The following is a 21,449-nucleotide window of genomic DNA, read 5'->3' as shown; positions in this document are numbered from 1 at the left end:
GTTCCGGTAATCACCATTCCTCGCCCCTTAACTCTTCCCTTTTTTCTCATTATCTAAACACTTCATCAACAATCGGAGCGTGCTCAATACCTGTGCATTACAAAACACTGCAATTACAGATACAAAACGATATTTTTAGCCAACACTCGCAACGCAACGAATTTTATACCCTCCCCCCAGGGCGTTGACATAAACAACGCCCTGACAGCTTGTTTCGTATATTCATGTTAGAGGGGGATTCACATGTTACATTTGACCCGATTATTGCTGCTATTTACCTTTATGGCAGTATTAACCGCCTGTGGCGACGGCGGCGGCAGCAGCTCTTCCGGTAGCACAAGTACCAACCAAGAAACCGGTAACACCGGCAGCGGCGACACTGGCGGCGGCGATACCGACGGCAGCGATACCGACAGCGGAGACACCGACGGCGGCGATACTGGCGGCGGCGATACTGGCGGCGGCGATGAAGACGACACCGTGCCTCCGGTAACAGAGGAAGAAGAAGCCCAGCTCCTCACTTTGATAGATACCAACAACCATTTCACCGTATCAGTTTGCCCGCAGGCTCTGCTTGGCACTCAATTGGGCGGCGCTATTGATGTGCTGACCTGTGAAAATGAGGCACTGGAAAATATCTCTCTTGGCAATGACAACCTACTCGGCCTGCTATGTGCCGACACCGTTGCTGCCACCGAATCTAACTTACTCAGCAGCGCCACCAACCCAGATTTCCTACAGAATTGTCTTTTGGAGTCGGGTGCTTACCTGAAAGACACTCTGACAGGATTGTTGGATAACAGTGGCCCTATCGGCCAACAACTGTGCCCCAGCTCCACTAACCCAATCGAGTGCATCATTGAAACTGTCAACACCGTGCCGGACAGCACGCTTATCGGTGTTCTCGGTTATTTGGGCTGCGAGGATTCACTGAACCCGCAAGTGTGCTTAAGCCAAGTGGCTGAAAATCTGTCCAAGGGCGAGCCACTAATCAGCACAGTGAATAGCTTGTCCACCGCCCTGTGTCCAATATCTACCCGCGCCGATAATTTTCAGCCCCAAGCATGTTTGACCGAAGTGCTCGGCGGCGTTGGCAGCATTCTTAACCTGTCCGGTGGTCTTGGCGAATTGTGCCCTGAAGATGCGGATCCACTAACCTGTCTGCTGGCCGCCGGTGAAAAGCTAGGCCCTGTGGGCGACCTGCTGGGCGGCGGAACCATCAACCCAGGAATCTTAACGGACCTGCTGGCTGGCCTTGCTGAGCCAGGCAACCTCGCGTTGCTGGAAACCCTCCCCACTCTGCTGGAGCAAATTCCGGTTCTGGGCGATCTGCTTGCTGGGCTACTGAACAACGGCGGCGATCTTTTTGCGCCACTGAAAGACCTGCAAACCCTTCCCGAATTGCTCACCCAGCTCCCTATCCTTGGGGATCTACTCAACGGGATTGCTGGCGGCGATAGCGGTGGCCTACCGACAGACGCCTTAGATTTGGAAAGCCTGCTGAACGGCCTGTCTGGCGACCAACTAACTGTTGTCACCGACCTGCTGGCTGAAATCCCCGTATTGGGTAATGTGATCGACCAACTGCTAGGTGCTGTGGCGTGTGAATCTGGCAGCCCATTAGATTGCCTGACTCAATCTGCTGGCCAGTTAGGACAGTTCGGCGATCTATTAACCGAAGTCCCTCTGCTGGGCGATCTATTGGAGCCACTACTGGCCACCCTGACCGGAGTGGCAAGCGGAGGCGAGCTCTTGGCTGGCGTCGACCTACTCAATGAAGTACCCGTCGTAGGTGATTTGCTTAACCAGATCCTCACTGTGCTGCAAGGTGGTGCCGGAGATAGCCTTCTTACTCCCGATCTGGCCATGCTCATTGAGCAACCCGCCCTACAAGGCCTGCTCGACAGCCTGCTTGGCGGCCTGGTGGGTGGCTTGGCAGGTGGCGATCCCAGCCAACTGCTTAACGGCATTCTGGACCAGGATGGCAATTTGCTCGACGCAGTGATCGGCTTAGTACAGTCACTACCGATAGTAGGCGACCTAGTAGGCTCACTGCTGGTAAGCCTGCTCGGTGAGAATGCTGCCGGCTCGCTGCTAGCCCCGCTTAGCGATGTGCTGGCTGACATTCCTGTACTCGGCCCGGTTCTGGGTGGATTACTAGGCGGTCTGCTCGGCTAACGCGATTAAGGGCGGAGGGAGACCTCCGCCCTGTTTATCGTTTCCCTGCATGGCATTCGTGCATGCACATGCACCACTAGTAACAATTTGCGAAAGAGCGCTACCCGGTATTATCTTTCCTTTTCGTCACTCGTTCCCCCCGATTTAACCCTGCCTTTTACCTCCTATACCCTCTAACTATTCCAACCAGCTTACACAGTGCTTTCTTGTTCTTGCCGGTTTGCTACAGTGAGTGTCCATTCTCAAGCCAAGGACGCGAACCATGAGCATTGCAGTTGGCGACAACCTCCCTTCTATCACGCTGAAAACCAACGGTCCCGATGGCCCCCAGGACCTCAACACCGGTGACTTTTTCAAAGGGCGTAAAGTTGTCCTGTTTGCCGTTCCCGGAGCATTCACCCCTGGCTGTTCCAACACCCACATGCCCGGCTTCGTCATTAACGCCGATGCGTTGCTGGAGAAAGTCGATGCCATTGCCTGTATGGCAGTGAACGATGCCTTTGTGATGGGTGCTTGGCAGAAAGATCAGAATGCCGAGCGAATTACCATGCTAGCGGATGGTAACGCTGAACTGGCCAAGGCGCTGGGGCTAGAGCTAGACGCGACCGGTGGCTGTATGGGCATTCGCAGCAAACGTTTCGCGCTGATTGCCAACGATGGCGTAGTGGAATATCTGGGCGTAGATGCCAAAGGCGTGGACAAGAGCAGTGCGGACACCGTACTGAAACAACTATAGGAATAACCGGCACGGCGCACGGCGTATGTTGCCGCCGCGCGCCGTGCCGGCTGTAGTGACCAACAAATAACGAAAAGAACTTTACGTTTTCTCTACCACCAGGAAGACCATGCCACCATTGAAAGAGTAAGGCGGTGCGCGTTGCAGTAATCCATCAGACAACCACCGACGCCTTTCTTTGCCTCAGGCAAGCCTTGGCAACCCATCGCCGCCTCTTACTCTAACTTGAGACCCTGAAACCGCCTTTGCATCGGTGCACCACCCCAGCCATTCCCCCGCTGATTCATGCACTCCACCATAAAATCCAATGGCTTTTGCCTGAATCACAACCGCCGCTTGGTCTCAACGCAAATGTCATTGATTGCCTTACGCGCCGCCGGAACAACACCCCCCATGGAAATAAAGCCGTGTATCAGTTCGGGATAATCCAGTGAGGTCACCGTGTTTCCTGCCTCACGTAATTTTTGGGCGTACTCCAAGCCTTCGTCCCGCAAGGGATCCGTAGCCGTGATAACGATCGCCTCAGGCAGGCCAGTTAAATCAGGGTTGCGCAGGGGCGAAACGCGGTAGTCCTCGATCACCGCTGGGTCTTGAACAAAGTGTCCTCGGAACCAAGTCAGCAGCGGTATATCCAAGCCGAACCCTTGCCCCAACGTTTGCACGGAAAGGTGGGCCAGGGCGGCGTCAGTGGTGGGGTAGATCAGCACCTGTAAAGCTGGCAACGCCAGGCCGGCCAGCTTGGCCTGTTGTGACACCACTGCGCTCATGCAGCCGCCAGCGCTATCGCCCATCACCGCCAAGCGGTTCGGATCAAGCCCCAGCTGCGCGGTGTTATTCAGCAACCAGCGCCAAGCCTCCAACGCATCATCCATGCCGGCAGGGGCTGGGTGTTCCGGCGCCAACCGGTAATCCACACTCAGCACCACCGCATTGGTACGCTTCGCTATATAGCGACACAACCGGTCATACTCTTCAACACCGCCAATAGTGAATCCTCCACCGTGAAAAAACATAATAGCCGGTGACACCAGCGGAGCATCGGCCGGGCGATAACGGCGCACTAGAATTTGGCTACCGTCCTCCATGCTAACCTGATGATCAACAACCACAGGAAGGCTAACCGGTGCCATATCTAGCAATGCCAGCGTGCTCCGATAAATCTGCCGAGCCTGCTCCACCGTCCCTGAATCCAGGGTGGGCTTGGCCCCACTGAGCGCAAGCAGAAAGCGCAGACGCGAATCCAAATGCGGACGACTATGGGTTTCCAAACCCGCAGCCAAACGCTCCAAAACCGGGCCCGGCAAAGACATCAGGGCACGTACCGTGGCCCGCTCAATAACGGCAGGATTCATCAGTTCTCCTTAAGTTTTGCAATAAGCAGCACACACCATGCGGCTCGCTATAATAGACAAGGGAAACACTAGCCTGACCAGGAACTCAACCTCGAATATGGAGACGACACAACAACCCAAAACGCATCCAGTAACGCATTACCCATCATCGGTTTGCTATTGTTAATAGCAAACGCTTTGCTGATTCGCGTTGACGCCCTTTTATACCATTGCCCGTCTGCAGAGTCCGGTCATCTGCGGCCTTTTCCAAGCTTGAGGATTGTGATGTCCGTGTATACACCACTCAGCCCGACCCAACTGGCAAAAGTGCTGGAACAATTTGGTTTTCAGTTGCGTGATTATCACGCCGCCAGTCACGGCATCGAGAATAGCACTTTCCTTATCGATGGCCTTGGCAAACATGATCAGCCCTGCCCGCTAGTGTTAACGGTGTTCGAATCCCTCGACCATCCCGCGCTAACCCCGTACCTGACTCTACTAAAACAGTTGGCCAAACAACACTTACCCGTGCCTGCACCACTAGCGACTGCCAGCGGCAACGACCAAATTACCGTTGCGGGCAAACCGGCAGTGTTAATGCCGCGCCTGCCAGGCAGGCACGATTTCTCTGTGGATGCCGATCGCTGCAGGCAGGTTGGTGCTTTGCTGGCACGGCTACACGCTAGCCACACGGAGCAGCTGCAGCCGCTCCCCAGCGAACGGGCGCGGCTGCGCGATTTCACTCATCATCTAGACAAATTACCCACCGCTGATCGAGACAACGCGGCACGCTTGCTTCACCGCTGGCTGGCCCACCCCGCTGGCACCACCTTGATTCACGGCGACCTGTTCCGTGACAACCTGCTATGGGACAACGGTGAAATAAGCGCTTTGCTGGATTTCTATAACGCCTGCCAGGACCATCCGGAGTACGACCTAGCCGTTGCACTCAACGATTGGTGTGTAGATGCTAGAGGCCACGTGGTGGCAGAACGGGAGCACGCCTTACTGTCAGCTTATCGGGGCCAGGGCCGCAGCGTAGACACCCGCCGCTTGAATGAAGCACTGCCGGTAGCGGCTCTGAGGTTCTGGTTATCACGGCTAGCCGGCCCAGTGTCTGACCATAGTGAAGGGCAAGGCAGCAAAAACCCGGAAGAGTTTGCACGGATTTACCGACAGCGGCTGGAAGCGTTCGCCGTATAGGGGAAGGGGTGTGCTGCAAGTTAAAACACACATCACCAACACCCCGTTCATCTTCGAAACAGACTAACGTCTAGTCCGCCCACCCTCTTTGTGGTGGCTACCGCGTGCGCCCAGGAGCTGACCGAAGCTCAAATATAAACATTATCGAGCCTTCTATTTAGGGGGTCTCGTCCTGAGCCGGGGAAGGCGCCGTTAGGCTTTGCCAGCCTTGCTTGGCAGCTTCCCAGCTCCGCTGAAATTTCACCTTGGCCGCCTCCCAATTATCTTCGCTGGCATTCTGCAAGGCCTGGTAATGGCTCTCCAGATCCGCCTGCTGCTCTTTCAACGAGGCAAGCGCGTCTTGCTTGTGCAAACGTGCCTCTTGGGACAGCTCCTTCCATTGGCTGTTGATGTCACCCTGTAGCAGGGTAACTTGTTGATTTAGATCGTCAATGGCATGGCGGGCCACTCGCATAGCTTGATTCTTCTGCTCCACAGAATAGCTCTGGATATCCGCCAACGTTTCTTCTATTTGAGTCTCTATTTTTTCTGGTTCCGGCGTTTTTACGTTGGGAACGCCTTCTGTCTCTGCCCACGCCGTAGCGGTGGTAACCAACATGAGAGTGGCGGCGGCCAATAATCGGTGTGTCATCGGGAGAACTCCTTGCTTTGCTTTTTGTTCCTGTACACGAATGCGACAAGCCATACCGCAAAATGCTCCCCCAATGATGTAAAAAGACATAAAACAAGACGCTGAAACCGGACCAGAGCCCCGTGGCATAACGAATGAGGGTTAAGCGTTAAGAATATATGCCAGCATTTCCACCACCTGCTCTGGAGTGCGCGCCACCGCGTCGGCGGCAGCATCCACCTCTTTCAAGGGGTGATCATGCTCTTCATCGTGCAAAATGATCATCGGTGTCCCCAAGGCCGCGGTGTAACCAGCATCAAATGCCGCATTCCACTGTTTATACTTGGGGCCAAACCGCACCACCACAAGGTCAGCCTCATCGATCAGCTTGCGGGTCCGGATACCATTGATGCCCGCACCTAAACGATCTTCCCAGAAACGCTTCTCTTCTGCGCCTAAAATACTCACGCCCACTTTGTCGCTAGCCTCGTGGTCAGTCACTGGGCCGCTAAACTCAATATCCAGCTCCTTATCGATGCAGCCCTTGACGATGCGTTCGCGCCAATCCGTGTGAATTTCTCCAGAAAGATAAACGGTCCAGAAGCTCATGCTCATTCTCCCGATTGATAGCTGAAAAACGGCAGGATAGGCTCGCTTGATTGCAAAAGCCACCTTGAACCGGAGCGGCCACTGCCGTTAAATGCCATCAGGTTCTCACCGATTTCAGGAAGGTTTGCCATGCGTATAACACTGATTCTTCTGATCGCCTCTGCGCTGCTAGCAGGGTGCGAAGACTCAAACGCACCGGCTAAGCCCACAGCCAAATCCACCGACAGTGCCGCCGCTATTAAAAACCCCGCCGCCAACCCAAAAGGGGCTACGCCACAAACCCTAGTACGCAATGTTCACGCGCTAGAAAAAACCGATGAGCAGTGTGACGCTGACGGCTGCCCAAAAGTCGACCTACAATGGCTCACCTTTGAGAATCAAGCTGAACTGAACGACGCTATCACCCAGCACCTTGCTGCCATGCTGATTCACAATGAAGATAACCCCAACCACGATGTCCGCATTGAAGATCTGGCGGATGCATTTCTGCAAGACGCGTCCGACATGGCCATGGCCTCGAGGCAGGGCTGGGAGCTTACCGCTACGGTGAAAAAACAGGGTCGCCGCGGAGACGTTATCACTCTGTCTATGGAAACCTATGAATACACCGGGGGCGCCCACGGGGTGCCTAGCGTGCAGTACTTTCACTGGGATCTCGCTAAACAACAAAGTGTCAAACTAAACGACATGCTGGTGCCGGGCCAACAAGCTGCTTTCTGGGAAAAAGCCCGCGAGCAACATACCGCGTGGCTGAATAAAGAAAATTTGGACCAAGCTTTCCGTGACAGCTGGCCGTTCGACAAAACCGATAACGTCTTCTTCACTGATAAGGGGCTCGTGCTGCAATACAATGTGTACCACATCGCCCCTTACGCCATGGGGCAGCCGACCCTGACGATTCCTTATTCAGACCTGGATGGTATCTTGCGCGCGCCCTATTTATAAGAAAGCACCGCCTGAATTGGCACATGCCGTGCCCACGGTTTTACATTAACGCCGAGACCAACACGTCAGTGTCGGATTACGCCTAAGGCGACTAATCCGACCTACGAGAACCAACAGCGTTACTGCTTGATGCCTTCCACTGAAATAATTATCTCCACTGTTTCAGACGCCGGTCCTAGATTCTTGGTAATACCAAAATCTGCCAGTGTCAGAGTAGTGCTAGCTTCTAGGCCCATACGGTAGCCGCCCCAAGGATCATCGCCATGGCCGATCAGTTTGGCATCCAGGGTTACCGGCTTGGTCACACCATGCAGGGTGAAGTCCCCTGTGATTTTAGCGGTTTGCTCGCCGGTTTTTTCAACGCTTGTGCTTTTAAACGTCGCGGTGGGAAATTTCTTCACGTCTAGAAAATCATCACCGCGCAGGTGCTTGTCTCGCTCGGCATGGTTGGAATCCACACTGGCGGTCTGGATGATGGCGGTTACCTGGCTGTTCTCCGGATTGTCCGCATCCACAGTGAACTCACCGGTAAAATCATTAAATTGCCCATACAGCCAGCTGTAACCCAGGTGGGAAATTTTGAACATGACAAACTGGTGAGTGCCCTTGGTATCGAACTTGTAGGTGCCGCCGGGCTGCTCGGCAAACGCCATACTGCTAAGCAGCAGTGCCAAGGTGGGAAGGGTGATTTTTTTCAATAACGTCAACATAAGCATCAAGCTCCGTTTGGATGATTAAGAATAATTGTGTGTGCCCGTTGAGGGAGACGGGTTGGTGCGAGGCGCCAAGCCAAGGATGCGCCGCAATGTATCATCGCGATCAAGAAAGTGATGTTTAATGGCGGCGAGCGCGTGCACGCTGGCTAACCCAATCACCGCCCAAGTGACCCAGTAATGAATCAGCCCGGCGGTGTCCTCTAGGCCAGTTTGGTGGCCACTGACCGAGGGCACGGAAAACCAATTAAACACCGCAACGGAAGAGCCATCGGCGCTGCTAATCAGGTAGCCACTCACCATGGCTACAAACAACAAAATATACAGAGCCCAGTGGGTAAGGTGGGCACTGATCTTTTCCCAGGGTTTGTGGGACGCAAGCGGCGCCGGTGGCGGCGAGATAAATCGCCAGCCAAGACGAAGAGTCATGACAATAAACAGCAGAACGCCAACGCTACGATGCAGATCAGGCCCCTTACGATACCAAGGGTCGTAGTAACCCAAATCCACCATATAAAAGCCCAATGCAAACAGGCCAATCACCGCCAATGCCACCAGCCAGTGGAATAGCAGGGCAATAGCGCCAAAGCGTTGCGAGTCATTGCGCAGTTTCATGGTGATTCCCTTCCAATGTTCTTCGCCCTTATGACCGGGCGATCCCTTAGTAGCTTGGAGTCCGTACAGCACGATGGGTTCCAAATAATACAAAACTTACAGTCGCCTTGGTGCTGAGACTAGCTTGTCCGCATTGCTTGCTGCGACACAGCGCAAAAAACTGAACGATTTGATCAGCTGTTCCGTTGATTGCCTCAGCAGCCCAGCCTTCTGCTACTCTTACGGTTTATGGATTGTGGGAGAACAGCCTTGAGCTGGGATGAGCAACAATTGCAGACACACCTGGATGCCATGGCTACTGCCATCAATGACCAGTTTGCAGGCAAGGCACCGTTGTTAGTAGGAATTGAGTCCGGGGGAGCCTGGGTAGCGCAGGCTCTGAATGCGCGATTGCCGACCGCGTTACCGCTGGGCTCACTGAACCCGGCTTTTTATCGAGACGACTTTGATACCCGCGGCCTTAAACCCAAGGTAACGCCATCCAAGCTGCCCTTCGATGTGGACGGCCAGCACATTTTACTGGTGGATGACGTGCTAATGACCGGCCGCACCATTCGAGCGGCCATGAACGAATTGTTCGATTTTGGCCGCCCGGCGTCCATATCCCTAGTGGTATTGTTCGACATCGGCCGTCGGGAATTACCGATTGGTGCTGATATTTGTGGGGAAACTTTGGCATTACCCCCCCATCAGCGGATAGAATTACGCGGACCCTCTCCATTGATTGCCGAAATTCGCAATCTGGTTGTTGAGGACGATACTGAGACAAGGTCATAAGAATGACGCCGACGCTTGCGCCATCCTCCCGAGTACAACTTACCGACAGCGGTAAGCTCCGCCATTTTCTCACCACTGAGCATCTGCCCCGCTCCCTGCTGGAAGATATTCTCGATACGGCTGCAAGCTTTGTGGATGTGGGCGGCCGGGCAATCAAGAAGGTCCCACTGTTACGCGGCAAAACCGTGGTGAACCTGTTCTTCGAATCCAGTACCCGCACCCGCAGCACCTTTGAGCTGGCGGCCCAGCGGCTGAGCGCGGATGTGCTCAATCTGGACATTGCCAAATCAGCGACCAGCAAGGGCGAAACCCTGCTCGATACCCTGCGTAATTTGGAAGCCATGGCGGCGGACATGTTCGTAGTGCGCCATCAGGATTCCGGAGCGCCTTTCTTCATCGCCAATGAAGTAACCCCCAACGTAGCGGTGATCAATGCCGGTGACGGACGCCATGCGCACCCCACTCAGGCGATGCTCGACATGTATACCATTCGCCACTACAAGGGCGGCTTCGAGGGCCTGAAAGTGGCCATCGTTGGTGACATTCTCCATTCCCGTGTGGCCCGCTCCCAGGTCCATGCATTGAATATTCTTGGCGCCGATGAAGTACGCCTGATCGGCCCGAAGACATTACTTCCGGTAGATGCAGAAGCCCTCGGCGCAACCGTGTTCACCGACATGGCTCAGGGCCTAAAAGACGTGGATGTGGTAATCATGCTGCGTCTGCAAAAAGAGCGTATGGATTCCGCCTTGCTGCCCAGTGAAGCTGAGTTTTTTCGGCTCTACGGGCTTAACAACGACAAGCTGCTATTTGCTAAAGAGGACGCCATCGTGATGCACCCCGGGCCTATTAACCGGGGCGTGGAAATCGCGTCGGAAGTGGCGGATGGCCCTCGATCAGTGATTCTCAACCAAGTGACGTTCGGCATCGCCGTGCGTATGGCGGTCATGTCCATGGCCATCAGTGGTCAGGATAGCGACATGTCCGCAGCGGGAGGTGCCCATGGCCAGCGCTAACCGTAAACGCGCCCACATCCTGATCCGCAAAGGCCGGGTGATTGATCCGGCCAGTGGCCGCGACGACGTGGCCGACCTGCTGATCGAAAACGGTCGCTTGACCCGCATCGGTGCCAGCCTGGATGCACCAGGTGCCGATATTATCCAGGCCGATGGCCTCTGGGTATTGCCGGGGCTAGTGGATGCCTGCGTGCATTTGTCTCTGCCCGGCAGTGGTCGCACCGGCGATATTGCCAGTGAAACCCGTGCCGCGGCGGCGGGGGGCATTACCCATTTGGCCGCCCAGCCTGATTGTGGGCCGGTGGATTCCACCGCCGTGGTTCGATTGATCCGCGAACAGGCCGGGCAGGCCGGGTTTGCCCGTATCATGCCCATCGCCGCCATGACTCAGGGCCTGCTGGGCGAACAACTGGCAGAAATGTCTACCTTGGCCCGAGCCGGCTGTATTGCGGTGGGCAATGCCGGTGGCAAGGTGGCCAATGCGCTGGTACTCAAGCGCAGCTTGGAATACGCGGCGACCTTTGATTTGCCAGTGATGTTCCGGCCGCAGGATTCGGCGCTCAGTGCCGGCGGTTGTGCCCACGAAGGGCCGGTGGCCACCCGCCTCGGCCTGCCCGGCATTCCCGCCGTGGCGGAAAGCGTGGACCTGTCACGCGACCTGTTGTTGGTGGAGGCCACCGGAGTGCGGGCACATTTCCAACAGATCTCCAGCCGCGATTCTTTGCGCCTGCTGAAAGCCGCCAAACGGCGAGGCCTGCCGGTGACCGCAGATGTGAGCATTCAGCACTTGTTGCTGGATGAATCGGCGCTGGAAGGTTTCAACAGCCATTGCCACGTGATCCCGCCGCTGCGCAGTGCCGAGGACCGGCAAGCACTGCTGGAAGCGGTGGCCGATGGCACCATCGATGCTATCTGCTCTCAGCACACGCCCATTGGTTCCTCCAGCAAGGCGGCCCCCTTCCCAACCACCAAGCCGGGTATGGCCGGGCTAGATGTGCTGCTGTCGTTAGTGCTGCAACTGGTGGATGAGGGCAAGCTGGACTTGCTGCGCGCGCTAGATGCCGTCACCGCCGCTCCCGCTCGCTGCCTCGGTATTCAGGCCGGCCAGCTGGAAGCCGGCCGCCCGGCGAGCCTATGTGTGCTCGACCCCACCGCGGCAAAAGATCTCAGCGAAGATTGGTTATCCGCCGGCAACAATTCTCCTTGGCGCCATGCTCAGCTCAAGGGCACCGTGAAGTTGACGGTATGTCAGGGCAAAGTAAGCTGGTTATCGGATTGAGCCGCCCGCTCAAAATTGAACGTTAAAAAGCGCGAGCGAGAGCCTTGCCTCTCGTTTTGCGCTTTGTTCGCATTTCAACGTTGAACATTTCGCGTTTCGTTTAATGTAGCTGAAACACTTGCTGTCTTAGGTCGGCTTCGCCGATCATCCCTGGCGCCACGCGCCAGCGCCCTTCCTTGTCTTGGAAAATGAGTGTCGGTGTGCCTTGCAGGCCGAGCCCGATCATCAACGCTGTGTTGCTTTGAATCTGGCTGCGAATGGCATCAGGTACTCGCTCCAGCGGTCGAATACCGCCGTCATCATAATACTCTTCGTGTTCTGCCAATGCAGCGCTCGGATCTGGAGCCCCCAGCACTGCAGCGCCTTGCGTGAAGCTGCGTTTAGGGTTGATCAGCCCGACGATGATATGACGGACCTGCAGCACATTATCGGCGTCGTTAATCATCGGCTGCATGTTTTCCCATAATCGAGCGCAGTAGGGGCAAGCCATATCTGTGAATAGATAGGCGACCCGCTGCGGCTCCTGCGCACCTTCTGCCACCCAGCTGCTGGCCTCTAGCTGGGTCAGCAGGCTGTCCATCGAAGCCGCTTCGGCTTGGCTAATAAGGGGAGCCAGCAGGGTTAGCAGCAGGACAACTATTTTGCTCATGGGGTGTCTCCGGAAAGGTTATGGTTGAGAAAGTGGTGCAGGCTGGCGTCGGACAGGGGGCCAAAATGGCGCGCCACTTCTTGCCCCTTATTGTCGAACAGCAGAGTCAGTGGTAGCCCTCGGTTGCCTGCATAGCGACCCAAATCGGTATGCGGGTCCAGTAGCAGGTATTCAAAGTGCAGCTGCTCTTCGGTGAGATACTGGCGAACCTGAGTCGGGTTCTCACCCTGATTGACGAGAATGAAGCGGACATCTGGGTAACGTTGCTGTGCGCTTTCAAGCACCGGCATCTCCCGTCGGCATGGTGGGCACCAGGTCGCCCACAGATTTACCAGTGTTACCCCGTTAGCCGCCGATTTTAGTGTGGCGGTCTCCCCTTCTAGGTTATACAGCGTGACGTCAGGTAGCGGGCTGGGTGTTGGCGACAATGCCTGCAGAGCAGCAAGCGTCACCGTCATGGTGAGCATGGCGGCTGCACAGGTGGATAGCAGCGCAGCCCGAACGCGGGTGTGTCGGAACAGGCTAACGGCCAGCACCGGCAGGGCCAGTAGTACACCGGGCCACCACCAGCCTCCGTCACGGATATCGAGCATGGCCAGCCAAGATTCATATTGGTTGTGGTAGCGCAACACAAATGCCAGACGGGCACCAAACACGGCGGTAACCGCAATCAACCAAAGTGTTGCTTCAATGCGTTGGCCGCGTCGTTGCCACCACAGGCTAGCCAGGGTAGCGGCGAAAAACCCGACCAGCACCACGAAGGTGCCTGCCGGCAGGGCCAGAGGCCCAATAATGACTGTGTCCACGGTATCTCCAATCAAGAAGTCACCAGTGTGACCCGGCTCCATTAACCGTGAGTTAACTGGCGGAGCATACACTGGGTTGCAACTTGAGCAGCCTAACCGGGTCAGAACGGCATGCATATTTTATTGATCGAAGATGATGCTCTGTTAGGCGACGGTATTCAGGCCGGTCTACAAGCCATGGGATTTACCGTAGCCTGGGTGACGCTTGCGCGGGACGGCCTGGCCGCTTGGAAAAGCGTGGATTTTGATGCGTTGGTGCTAGATCTAGGACTGCCCGACCAAGAGGGTAGTGAAGCCCTTTGCCAATGGCGTGAGGCTGGGCTGACGGTGCCGGTATTGATCCTCACCGCCCGAGACGCCGTGCAAGACCGCATTGATGGCTTGCAGCGCGGCGCCGATGATTACCTGATTAAGCCGTTTGATTTGGGCGAGCTGGCAGCGCGCTTACAGGCCCTATTGCGTCGTACCCGGGGCCAAGCCCGTCCGTTTATTGAGCATGGCAGGCTACGGGTCGATCCGTTCCGACAGCAAGTCTGGCTGGCGGATAAAGAAGTGGAATTGCAACGGCGGGAAATGGCGTTGTTGCTTGCTTTGTTGCAAAGCCAGGGTCGGTTACTCACGGCGGACCAATTGGCCGACCGTGTTTACGGCTGGATGGACGGCGTGGAGAGCAACGCTTTGACGGTACATATCCATAACCTGCGCCGCAAACTGGATAGTCGCATTGTGGAAACCGTACGCGGTGGCGGTTACCGGTTAGGCGCGCCGCTATGATGGCACGCTCATTACGTTCCCGGGTGCTGTGGCTGGTGGCGCTCAGCTTGCTGAGTGTCTGGTTGCTGTTGGCATTGTGGTTACACAATACCGTCAAGCAGCATCTGGGAACGGCACTGGATCAACGTCTGGCAGCGTCGGCACGCATGGTCGCTTCCATGGCCAATGCCAGTGCACCGGTGTTATCCGGTAACCCTGGGTTGCAGGCCGCGGTGAATAGCGGGTTATTTTGTCAGGTGATGAATGTACGGGGCGAAATTTTGGCACGCTCCGGTGGAGCCCCAACGGCTCACCTTGCCAGTGCTCAGGACGGCTTTACGGAACGATCCCTGGAGGGTGAGCGCTGGCGCGTGTATACCGTCAGCGAAGGGCAAATACGGGTGGCGACAGCGGAACCCATGGCGGTGCGTGAATCCCTGTTGTCGACCCTAGCCTGGGCGTTGCTGGTAGGCCTGTTGCTGGCACTATTGGGCGCCTGGTTGGCGGTGCGCTGGGCTGTGAGCCGTGGCTTGGCACCCTTGGATGCGATGCGCAAGGAATTTGAGTCACGGCCCGTGCAGACAAAATCCGGGGTGGCGTCCAGCGCGGCGGGGATAACTGAACTGATGCCATTGGTAACCGCGCTGGATGGTTGGGCCGACCAGGCCCGGCAGGCATTGTTGCGCGAACGCCGCCTAACCGATGATCTAGCCCATGAGCTGCGTACGCCGCTGGCAGCACTGAAAACCCAGTTACAAGTTGCCCGCTTAAAAATGGCTCCAGATGCACCAGCCATGATGGCATTGACGGCAGCGGAGAACGCCAGTTCAAGGATGGCGGATAACCTGCAACAGTTGCTGGCCTTGGCCCGCCTAGACGGACTACCACAGAGTCGGCCGCGCCTAGTGAGAAAGGTGATCGATGAAAGTTTGGCCCAGCTGGCCGGACACCCGCAGCGGCAAGCCGTGCAGCGTGATGACCAAGCGTGTGCCGGGATAACACTGGCAGCCCCCTCCCTGGCCAGCCTGGCATTACGCAACTTGCTGGAGAATGCGTTGCGTTACACACCAAAGGGCAAGGAAGTGTGGATTCGCGTAGTGGCGAATACCCGTGAGCTGCACATCCATGTGGAGGACCAAGGTCCAGGAATCAGTGACAATCAAGCGGTGGTTTGCGCGCGGGGCCACCGCGGGGACCGAGGGCAAACGGGTCTAGGCCTAGCCATTGTAGCCACCGTGATGGCCCGCAGCGGCGGGCAGCTTACTCTGCACAATCGCGCGGGCGGGGGGCTTTGTGCCACCTTGAGTTGGCCGCTTACGGATACTGCTTGAACATTTCCTCTACCGCTTTTTGAATATACGTATTGCGACGCTCACTGCTCATCTCATCATGCATTTTGTCACGGCTGGTTGCCTGCCACACTACATTGCGGTTCTGAGGATCAATCAACTGCACTACCAGCTTGTATTCGTCGCTAATCTCGCCTTCTGTGGGAGTGGAGGCTCCCAACCCCACATTGTTACGGGTAAAACCAAACCCAAATTGAACGGAGGAACCATCAAAGCGCTGCTCACGCTTGAAAAAGTATTTCACCTGCACATCCGCTTGGTCTGCATCGACCTCGGTCATTCCCTCCGCCGCCAGCGCTTTTTCCAGCGCAGCCAGAGTGCGTTGATCATCCAGCTCGCGGGGACCGTCTTCAGCCTGGGAAACAAAGGCGTAAGTCTGGTATTGGGCAAGATTCGCGTCCGGCTGGCTGTCGATTACCACCGGGCTAACGCAGGCACTGAGCAACAAGGCTGAGGCCAGCACCAGAAATCTCGGAATCATTAAACGTTGCATGGCAGTCTCCTCACGTTTGGCGTGTGCGCCCTATTTTACGCTTTGCGCGTCATTAGCGGGTGAGCGAGCCGAAACCGTCACCCCCGGACAAGGCAAGGCAGCAGCATCTCGAATCCGCTCCCCAAGATAACGGGCGGCTTGGCCTGCGTATTGGCCATCAGCATAAATCAGGTACAAGTCCATCATGCGCTCTACTCCTTCATCCAAGGCCAGAACCTTCAGGGCGCCGGTCTCAAGGCCGTCACCCATTTCAGATTCCGGCACCCAAGCAAAGCCCAGCCCGCGACGAATTGCTGCCATTCGAGTGGAGGCATGAGATACGGTCCAGCGCTGCTCTGCGCCGAGCCAACCGGAATCAATACGTCGGCTGCCGGAATCACGAACCACGATCTGGCGGTGGTGGCGAAGATCTTCATGGGTCAGCTCCTTAGCCTGGGCCAATGGATGATCGGCAGCTGCCACGGCCAGAAAACGTACCCGCATCAGGGGGTCGCCAAAAAAACCTGGTGGCACACGTCCGCCTACTACCACATCGGCCTCCTTGCGCAGCAGCGCTTCATCAGAGCCGGACAGGATAGTCTCACTGTATTCAACCCGTGTCAGAGGGCTGTGCTGAGCGAAAGCATCCAGCGCGGACAACATACAATGCTGGGGAAATAACCCGTCGGCCGTTACCCGTACCAGCGGCTCCCAACCCTGACTGAGCTGAATGGCCGCGCTTTCTAGGCGGTTAGCTTCCTCCACCAGCACTTTGGCTTGGCGGTACAGCATTTGTCCGGTTTCAGTGAGCTTGGCGCGTCGCCCTTCCAGAGTGAAGGCGCGCACTCCCAGCTCGGTTTCTATCTTTTGCACCGCATAGCTAATCGCCGACTGGCTCTTATTCAGGGCCTCAGCAGCGCTGGCATAGCCTCCCTCATCCACCACAGCCAGCAACGCCTGCCACTGATCCAGTGTAATTTTGGCTGACATATCGAAATTCCTGAGATAAATGTGCAGGTTTATCCCGTTTTATATCGTATTTACTGAAACCACAATAGATCCATAGAAACAATCCTGTCGCCCACCTGGGCCGGCCACACAATAAATGGAGTTGGGGTTATGAACATTCTGGTGATCAAAAGCAGCGTCTTTGGTGATAACGGTAATTCCTCCGCACTGGTTAATGCGCAGGTAGATGCGCTGAAAGCCAAACATCCGCAAGCTACGGTGCGCGTACGAGACCTGTCTACAGATCCCATTCCTCACCTAGACGGTAATCGCGTTAGCGCCTTTTTCACCTCGGCAACGCAGCGCACCGACGAACAGCAAGCGATCGACGCGTTTTCCTTGGCCCTGATTGATGAGATCAAGGCGGCAGACCATATTGTGCTGGGCCTTCCCATGTACAACTTCGGCATTCCCAGCCAGTTGAAGAGTTGGATTGATCACGTAGCCCGTGCCGGAATCACCTTTCGTTATACCGAAAAGGGGCCACAGGGTTTGCTGGAAAACAAACCTGTAACGGTACTAGCAGCCAGAGGGGGTATCTATGCCGGCACCAGCAACGATACGGTCACTCCATATATCAAATTGTTCTTCGGTTTTATCGGCATCACCGATGTGGAGTTTGTATTCGCCGAAGGGTTGAACATGGGCGACGACGTCAAAGAAAAAGCGTTAGCTGTGGCGCGTTCTGAACTACTAGCAAGCACTTGAGGTAAGACAAAAGCACATTTACGTAGAGAGAGAGCATCATGGGATTGTTAGTCGACGGAAGATGGCAAGATAAGTGGTACGACACCCAAAGTACCGGTGGTCGTTTCGAGCGCTCTCAGAGTCAGTTTCGTAACTGGATCAGCGCCGATGGCAGCGCAGGCCCCAGTGGTGAGGGCGGCTTTCAGGCGCAAAGCGGTCGCTACCATCTTTATGTCTCCTATGCCTGCCCGTGGGCCCACCGCACGCTGCTTATGCGCACGCTGAAAGGTTTGCAGCAACATATTAGTGTGTCTGTGGTTCATCCGCTCATGCTGGAGAGCGGTTGGGAACTACGGGATGACTTTGACGGGGCCACTGGAGATTCATTGTATGGTTTCAAAAAGCTGTATGAGTTGTACCTCAAGGCCGATCACAATTATACCGGTCGGGTGACCGTACCCGTACTCTGGGATACACAACAGGAAACCATCGTCAGCAATGAATCCGCCGATATTATCCGCATGCTTAACAGCAGTTTTGATGAGCTCGGCGTTACCGCGGGCGATTACTACCCTGAAGCATTACAAGCAGATATCGAAACGATCAACGAAGGCATTTATCACGACGTTAACAACGGCGTATACAAGGCCGGTTTCGCTACCCGTCAGGACGCCTACGACGATGCGGTAGAGGCCTTATTCAAGCGACTCGATGTATTAGAGGAGCGGTTGAGCAAACAGCGTTACCTGGTAGGCAATACCTTAACAGAAGCAGATATTCGGCTGTGGACCACCCTGGTTCGCTTTGACCCGGTGTATGTCACGCACTTCAAGTGCGACCGGCAACGGATCAGCGATTATCCAAATTTACAGGGCTTACTAAAAGACATTTATCAGCTTCCCGGCGTGGCCGAAACGGTGAACTTAGCACATATTCGTCACCACTATTTTCGCAGCCACCCGACTATCAACCCCCATGGGATTATTTCCATCGGCCCGCAGCTGGACTGGAACTCGCCACACGGCCGCGAGCCGTTGGGAAAGCGAGAGATTGTCCACGTCTAAAACCGGCGGGACGAAGGTGATGTTTTGGCGAAATGTCGGCTTCTGCCATTAAGTTTAGGAGGTTCTTATGGAACGCAGCATTCTTAATACGTTTCGCGCAATGGATACATCCGATGGTGCTGGCGTTAAGCTGAAGCGCGCACTGGGATATACCCCTCTCATGCGTTTGGACCCGTTTCTGATGCTCGATGCGTTTTCCTCCGACAATCCCGACGATTATATTGCCGGCTTTCCGCCGCATCCGCATCGGGGATTTGAAACGGTGACCTATTTGGTGGAAGGCCATATGCGTCACCGAGATCACCTAGGAAACGAAGGGGATCTCAAACAGGGTGGCGTGCAATGGATGACCGCTGGAAGCGGTATTATCCATGAAGAAATGCCACAACAGGAAAACGGTTTGTTACGCGGTTTTCAACTGTGGATTAACTTGCCCGCAGCGGAAAAAATGAAGCCGGCAACGTATCGAGATATTGCTGATACAGAGATGCCGCGGTTGGATCTGGCCAGTGGTGGGCAGATCAAAGCCATTGCCGGTGAAGTGACGATTGCCGAGCAAACGCTCAGTGCTCCGATGAAAGGCGGCCAAACCAACCCGTTATATCTAGATGTGGTACTACGCCCGAGAGAAAACCTTACCGTGCCACTGGCGCGGGGCCATAACGCCTTTGTGTATCTGTTCGAAGGTCGCATAGAGGTGAGCGGAGAGACCGTGGAAACCCATCATCTAGCCACCTTGACCGATGGTGATAATGTAAAGCTAGTAGCAAGAAAAAGGGGGGCGCGTCTGTTATTGCTGTCAGGCAAGCCGCTGGGGGAGCCGATAGTGCAATATGGCCCCTTCGTGATGAACACTCAAAGTGAAATTAATCAAACCCTGCGGGATTACCGTGATGGAACGCTGACAGCACAGTCGTCGTTGTTATAGCGATGCGATTATGACAATAACCGGTCACCTTAGTGAACAACTCTATAATCGAAGCCTTATAAGAGTGCCACAGCGCATAGTTATTCACTTCTAGAGGCCGATGTCCAGTGAGTGATAGGCGCAGCCCTCACCCACTGGTAATAACGCTGTCACACTTTCGGACCACGCCCTTTCAGCGCATTGACGACCAGGCTAATGACCAGCAGTGCCAGAAAGATAAAGAAAATAATTTTGGCAATGGATGCCGCGCCGGAAGCGATACCACCAAAGCCGAGTACGCCAGCAATAATTGCTACGACAAGAAATGTGAGAGCCCATCCAAGCATAATTGATACCTCATCCATGGTTGGTGTGTTGTACGACCTTTCACTTTCACCGTATCAAACTGAGCACTGGCTTGGCTCATAACCACTCAGACATTTAATCTTCTTTGACATTTTAATCGTTATAGCCCGAATGCTCATCAACACATTTATTATAGGAATGGATGAAAAGCCCCCCGAAGATCATTGAGCAGCATGACCGCTATGCGTTTGCATAAGCTAATAATGAACCGTTGTGCCGGCAAGCTATGGTAGCTTGAGCAAGTAAACGCCACCTACCGATAATGATGACCGGCTGGGACCTGAAATAAATGAGGGTTGAAAATCATTTCATCGTCCTTACCGTCATCTTATCCGACCAATCACATATTGGTCTTTAATTTACATAGGAGAAACAAGAAACCTTAGCGCAAGGTAAATGCTGATTTCTGAAAGAATGACGGAGGTGATTTGATGTCAGCGCAGAACCTAACTTGCCCTGCATCGATACAAACCGATCCTTATCCCACCCGGTTACATCAACACCCGGACCAACCTTGGTACAAGCGTCAGGAGCATACGGTGAAAGGCCGCCATCTTCCTGGGCCGCTTTCCCAATCACAACTTGATAACTTTGAGCAGAACGGCTTTCTGTTCGAACGCGGTTTTTTGCACAGCGATGAAGTGAACGCGCTTTCTAACGCCATGAGCGAGCTTCTCAATCGTAATGACTATCGAAATCGCTCTTTCACAATTACCGAACCTGACAGCCAGGAGATTCGTTCTGTCTTTGCGGTACACTTTTTACATCGCGCTTTCCAAAGACTGGCCCGTGACCCACGCCTAACCGATCGGGTGAAGCAGATATTGGGAGGTGAACATTATATTCACCAATCACGCATTAACTATAAGCCAGGGTTCAAAGGTAAAGGCTTTAATTGGCATTCTGACTTTGAAACTTGGCACGCCGAGGACGGCATGCCAGCCATGCACGCGGTAAGTGCCTCAATCATTCTTACTGATAACCACACGTTCAATGGCCCACTAATGCTGATTCCCAGATCCCATCAGCATTTCATTCCCTGCATAGGAGAAACGCCAGACGAACATCACAAACAGTCGCTGAAGAAGCAGCAAATTGGTGTGCCGCCAGAAGATGCCCTGAGCGCAATGATCAATAGAAACGGCATTGAGGCGCCCACGGGCCCCGCGGGCAGCCTGCTGTTGTTCGACTGTAATACGCTGCATGGTTCTAATGCCAATATGGCACCGGATCCACGTAGCAATGTCTTCTTCGTATTCAACCGGCAGGACAATGCCTGCCAGGCTCCGTATGCGGCAAAGAAACCTCGGCCAAGTTTTCTATGCCACACACCAAATCAACTATGGCAGCCCAACGATCATTAAAAAACGCTGGCT

Annotated in this window: 23 protein-coding genes; 13 read left to right on the top strand and 10 right to left on the bottom strand. The window is 54.9% G+C overall.

The features are described from left to right. The first annotated feature begins 243 nt into the window (after positions 1 to 243). A complete protein-coding gene (locus AS19_RS00230) occupies positions 244 to 2,178 on the top strand; it encodes a hypothetical protein (protein ID WP_046961594.1) in 1,935 nt (644 codons plus the stop codon). A gap of 262 nt (positions 2,179 to 2,440) precedes the next feature. Further along, complete coding sequence (locus AS19_RS00225) at positions 2,441 to 2,914, top strand: peroxiredoxin (RefSeq protein WP_011587342.1); 474 nt, start codon at positions 2,441 to 2,443, stop codon at positions 2,912 to 2,914. Between the two features lie 323 nt (positions 2,915 to 3,237). Here AS19_RS00225 and AS19_RS00220 read toward each other — a convergent pair whose 3' ends face one another. Further along, a complete protein-coding gene (locus AS19_RS00220; protein ID WP_035459672.1) occupies positions 3,238 to 4,266 on the bottom strand; it encodes an alpha/beta hydrolase in 1,029 nt (342 codons plus the stop codon). A gap of 264 nt (positions 4,267 to 4,530) precedes the next feature. On the opposite strand from AS19_RS00220, the gene AS19_RS00215 reads away from it, so the two are divergent. After that, positions 4,531 to 5,448 carry a homoserine kinase gene (locus AS19_RS00215; RefSeq protein ID WP_011587340.1) on the top strand — a complete coding sequence of 306 codons (918 nt, stop codon included), beginning with the start codon at positions 4,531 to 4,533 and terminating at the stop codon, positions 5,446 to 5,448. Positions 5,449 to 5,605: 157 nt separating this feature from the next. Here AS19_RS00215 and AS19_RS00210 read toward each other — a convergent pair whose 3' ends face one another. Both AS19_RS00210 and AS19_RS00205 read right to left on the bottom strand, forming a co-directional pair. Further along, positions 5,606 to 6,079 (bottom strand): hypothetical protein, encoded by a 474-nt coding sequence (locus AS19_RS00210; protein WP_046961593.1) that lies wholly within the window; start codon positions 6,077 to 6,079, stop codon positions 5,606 to 5,608. Positions 6,080 to 6,220: 141 nt separating this feature from the next. Beyond that, positions 6,221 to 6,667 (bottom strand): YtoQ family protein, encoded by a 447-nt coding sequence (locus tag AS19_RS00205; RefSeq protein ID WP_011587338.1) that lies wholly within the window; start codon positions 6,665 to 6,667, stop codon positions 6,221 to 6,223. 129 nt (positions 6,668 to 6,796) lie between these two features. Between AS19_RS00205 and AS19_RS00200 the strand changes: the two genes are divergently transcribed. Beyond that, on the top strand, positions 6,797 to 7,612 hold the full coding sequence (locus AS19_RS00200; RefSeq protein WP_011587337.1) for a DUF3298 and DUF4163 domain-containing protein: 816 nt from the start codon (positions 6,797 to 6,799) through the stop codon (positions 7,610 to 7,612). A gap of 119 nt (positions 7,613 to 7,731) precedes the next feature. Here the strand turns inward: AS19_RS00200 and AS19_RS00195 are convergent, their stop codons facing one another. Both AS19_RS00195 and AS19_RS00190 read right to left on the bottom strand, forming a co-directional pair. Continuing rightward, the gene (locus AS19_RS00195; protein ID WP_041705191.1) at positions 7,732 to 8,322 is read right to left on the bottom strand and encodes a YceI family protein; all 591 of its coding nucleotides are present in this window, start codon (positions 8,320 to 8,322) and stop codon (positions 7,732 to 7,734) included. 24 nt (positions 8,323 to 8,346) lie between these two features. Then, complete coding sequence (locus AS19_RS00190) at positions 8,347 to 8,940, bottom strand: cytochrome b (protein WP_011587335.1); 594 nt, start codon at positions 8,938 to 8,940, stop codon at positions 8,347 to 8,349. A gap of 228 nt (positions 8,941 to 9,168) precedes the next feature. On the opposite strand from AS19_RS00190, the gene pyrR reads away from it, so the two are divergent. Genes pyrR through AS19_RS00175 form a run of 3 tightly spaced genes read left to right on the top strand, consistent with a single transcriptional unit; the run spans position 9,169 to position 12,012 of the window. Beyond that, positions 9,169 to 9,717, top strand: a complete 549-nt coding sequence (gene pyrR / locus AS19_RS00185) for a bifunctional pyr operon transcriptional regulator/uracil phosphoribosyltransferase PyrR (protein ID WP_011587334.1) — start codon at positions 9,169 to 9,171, stop codon at positions 9,715 to 9,717. A 2-nt stretch (positions 9,718 to 9,719) separates the two neighbouring features. Then, positions 9,720 to 10,733 (top strand): aspartate carbamoyltransferase catalytic subunit, encoded by a 1,014-nt coding sequence (locus AS19_RS00180; RefSeq protein ID WP_011587333.1) that lies wholly within the window; start codon positions 9,720 to 9,722, stop codon positions 10,731 to 10,733. Beyond that, complete coding sequence (locus AS19_RS00175; protein WP_046961592.1) at positions 10,720 to 12,012, top strand: dihydroorotase; 1,293 nt, start codon at positions 10,720 to 10,722, stop codon at positions 12,010 to 12,012. Before AS19_RS00180 ends, AS19_RS00175 begins: the two co-directional genes overlap by 14 nt. A 100-nt stretch (positions 12,013 to 12,112) precedes the next feature. Here AS19_RS00175 and dsbG read toward each other — a convergent pair whose 3' ends face one another. Together dsbG and AS19_RS00165 are read right to left on the bottom strand one after the other, a co-directional pair. After that, positions 12,113 to 12,661, bottom strand: coding sequence for a thiol:disulfide interchange protein DsbG (gene dsbG / locus AS19_RS00170; protein ID WP_011587331.1), 549 nt, complete (start codon positions 12,659 to 12,661; stop codon positions 12,113 to 12,115). Beyond that, positions 12,658 to 13,467, bottom strand: coding sequence for a TlpA disulfide reductase family protein (locus AS19_RS00165; RefSeq protein ID WP_041704536.1), 810 nt, complete (start codon positions 13,465 to 13,467; stop codon positions 12,658 to 12,660). Before AS19_RS00165 ends, dsbG begins: the two co-directional genes overlap by 4 nt. Positions 13,468 to 13,578: 111 nt before the next feature. On the opposite strand from AS19_RS00165, the gene AS19_RS00160 reads away from it, so the two are divergent. Together AS19_RS00160 and AS19_RS00155 are read left to right on the top strand one after the other, a co-directional pair. Then, positions 13,579 to 14,241 (top strand): response regulator, encoded by a 663-nt coding sequence (locus AS19_RS00160; protein WP_011587329.1) that lies wholly within the window; start codon positions 13,579 to 13,581, stop codon positions 14,239 to 14,241. Further along, positions 14,238 to 15,551 (top strand): ATP-binding protein, encoded by a 1,314-nt coding sequence (locus AS19_RS00155; RefSeq protein ID WP_011587328.1) that lies wholly within the window; start codon positions 14,238 to 14,240, stop codon positions 15,549 to 15,551. Before AS19_RS00160 ends, AS19_RS00155 begins: the two co-directional genes overlap by 4 nt. Here AS19_RS00155 and AS19_RS00150 read toward each other — a convergent pair. Together AS19_RS00150 and AS19_RS00145 are read right to left on the bottom strand one after the other, a co-directional pair. Beyond that, positions 15,535 to 16,062 (bottom strand): DUF4136 domain-containing protein, encoded by a 528-nt coding sequence (locus tag AS19_RS00150; protein ID WP_011587327.1) that lies wholly within the window; start codon positions 16,060 to 16,062, stop codon positions 15,535 to 15,537. The two genes, AS19_RS00155 and AS19_RS00150, sit on opposite strands and share 17 nt — an antisense overlap. 30 nt (positions 16,063 to 16,092) lie before the next feature. Continuing rightward, on the bottom strand, positions 16,093 to 17,031 hold the full coding sequence (locus AS19_RS00145) for a LysR family transcriptional regulator (protein ID WP_011587326.1): 939 nt from the start codon (positions 17,029 to 17,031) through the stop codon (positions 16,093 to 16,095). Positions 17,032 to 17,160: 129 nt separating this feature from the next. On the opposite strand from AS19_RS00145, the gene AS19_RS00140 reads away from it, so the two are divergent. The 3 genes from AS19_RS00140 to AS19_RS00130 all read left to right on the top strand — a co-directional run bounded on the left by AS19_RS00140 (position 17,161) and on the right by AS19_RS00130 (position 19,728). Next, positions 17,161 to 17,757, top strand: coding sequence for an FMN-dependent NADH-azoreductase (locus tag AS19_RS00140; RefSeq protein WP_011587325.1), 597 nt, complete (start codon positions 17,161 to 17,163; stop codon positions 17,755 to 17,757). 38 nt (positions 17,758 to 17,795) lie between these two features. Beyond that, a complete protein-coding gene (locus AS19_RS00135; RefSeq protein WP_011587324.1) occupies positions 17,796 to 18,800 on the top strand; it encodes a glutathione S-transferase family protein in 1,005 nt (334 codons plus the stop codon). A 67-nt stretch (positions 18,801 to 18,867) separates the two neighbouring features. Further along, positions 18,868 to 19,728, top strand: a complete 861-nt coding sequence (locus AS19_RS00130; protein WP_011587323.1) for a pirin family protein — start codon at positions 18,868 to 18,870, stop codon at positions 19,726 to 19,728. Between the two features lie 149 nt (positions 19,729 to 19,877). Here AS19_RS00130 and AS19_RS00125 read toward each other — a convergent pair whose 3' ends face one another. Further along, the gene (locus tag AS19_RS00125) at positions 19,878 to 20,054 is read right to left on the bottom strand and encodes a DUF1328 domain-containing protein (RefSeq protein WP_011587322.1); all 177 of its coding nucleotides are present in this window, start codon (positions 20,052 to 20,054) and stop codon (positions 19,878 to 19,880) included. Positions 20,055 to 20,504: 450 nt separating this feature from the next. Between AS19_RS00125 and thpD the strand changes: the two genes are divergently transcribed. Next, a complete protein-coding gene (gene thpD, locus AS19_RS00120) occupies positions 20,505 to 21,437 on the top strand; it encodes an ectoine hydroxylase (protein ID WP_011587321.1) in 933 nt (310 codons plus the stop codon). Positions 21,438 to 21,449: the final 12 nt, after the last annotated feature.

It is taken from the genome of Alcanivorax sp. NBRC 101098 (assembly GCF_001010505.1).
GTDB lineage: Bacteria > Pseudomonadota > Gammaproteobacteria > Pseudomonadales > Alcanivoracaceae > Alcanivorax > Alcanivorax borkumensis.
The sequence above is the reverse complement of the archived record's forward strand: the minus strand, read 5'-3'. Positions and strand labels throughout refer to the sequence as shown.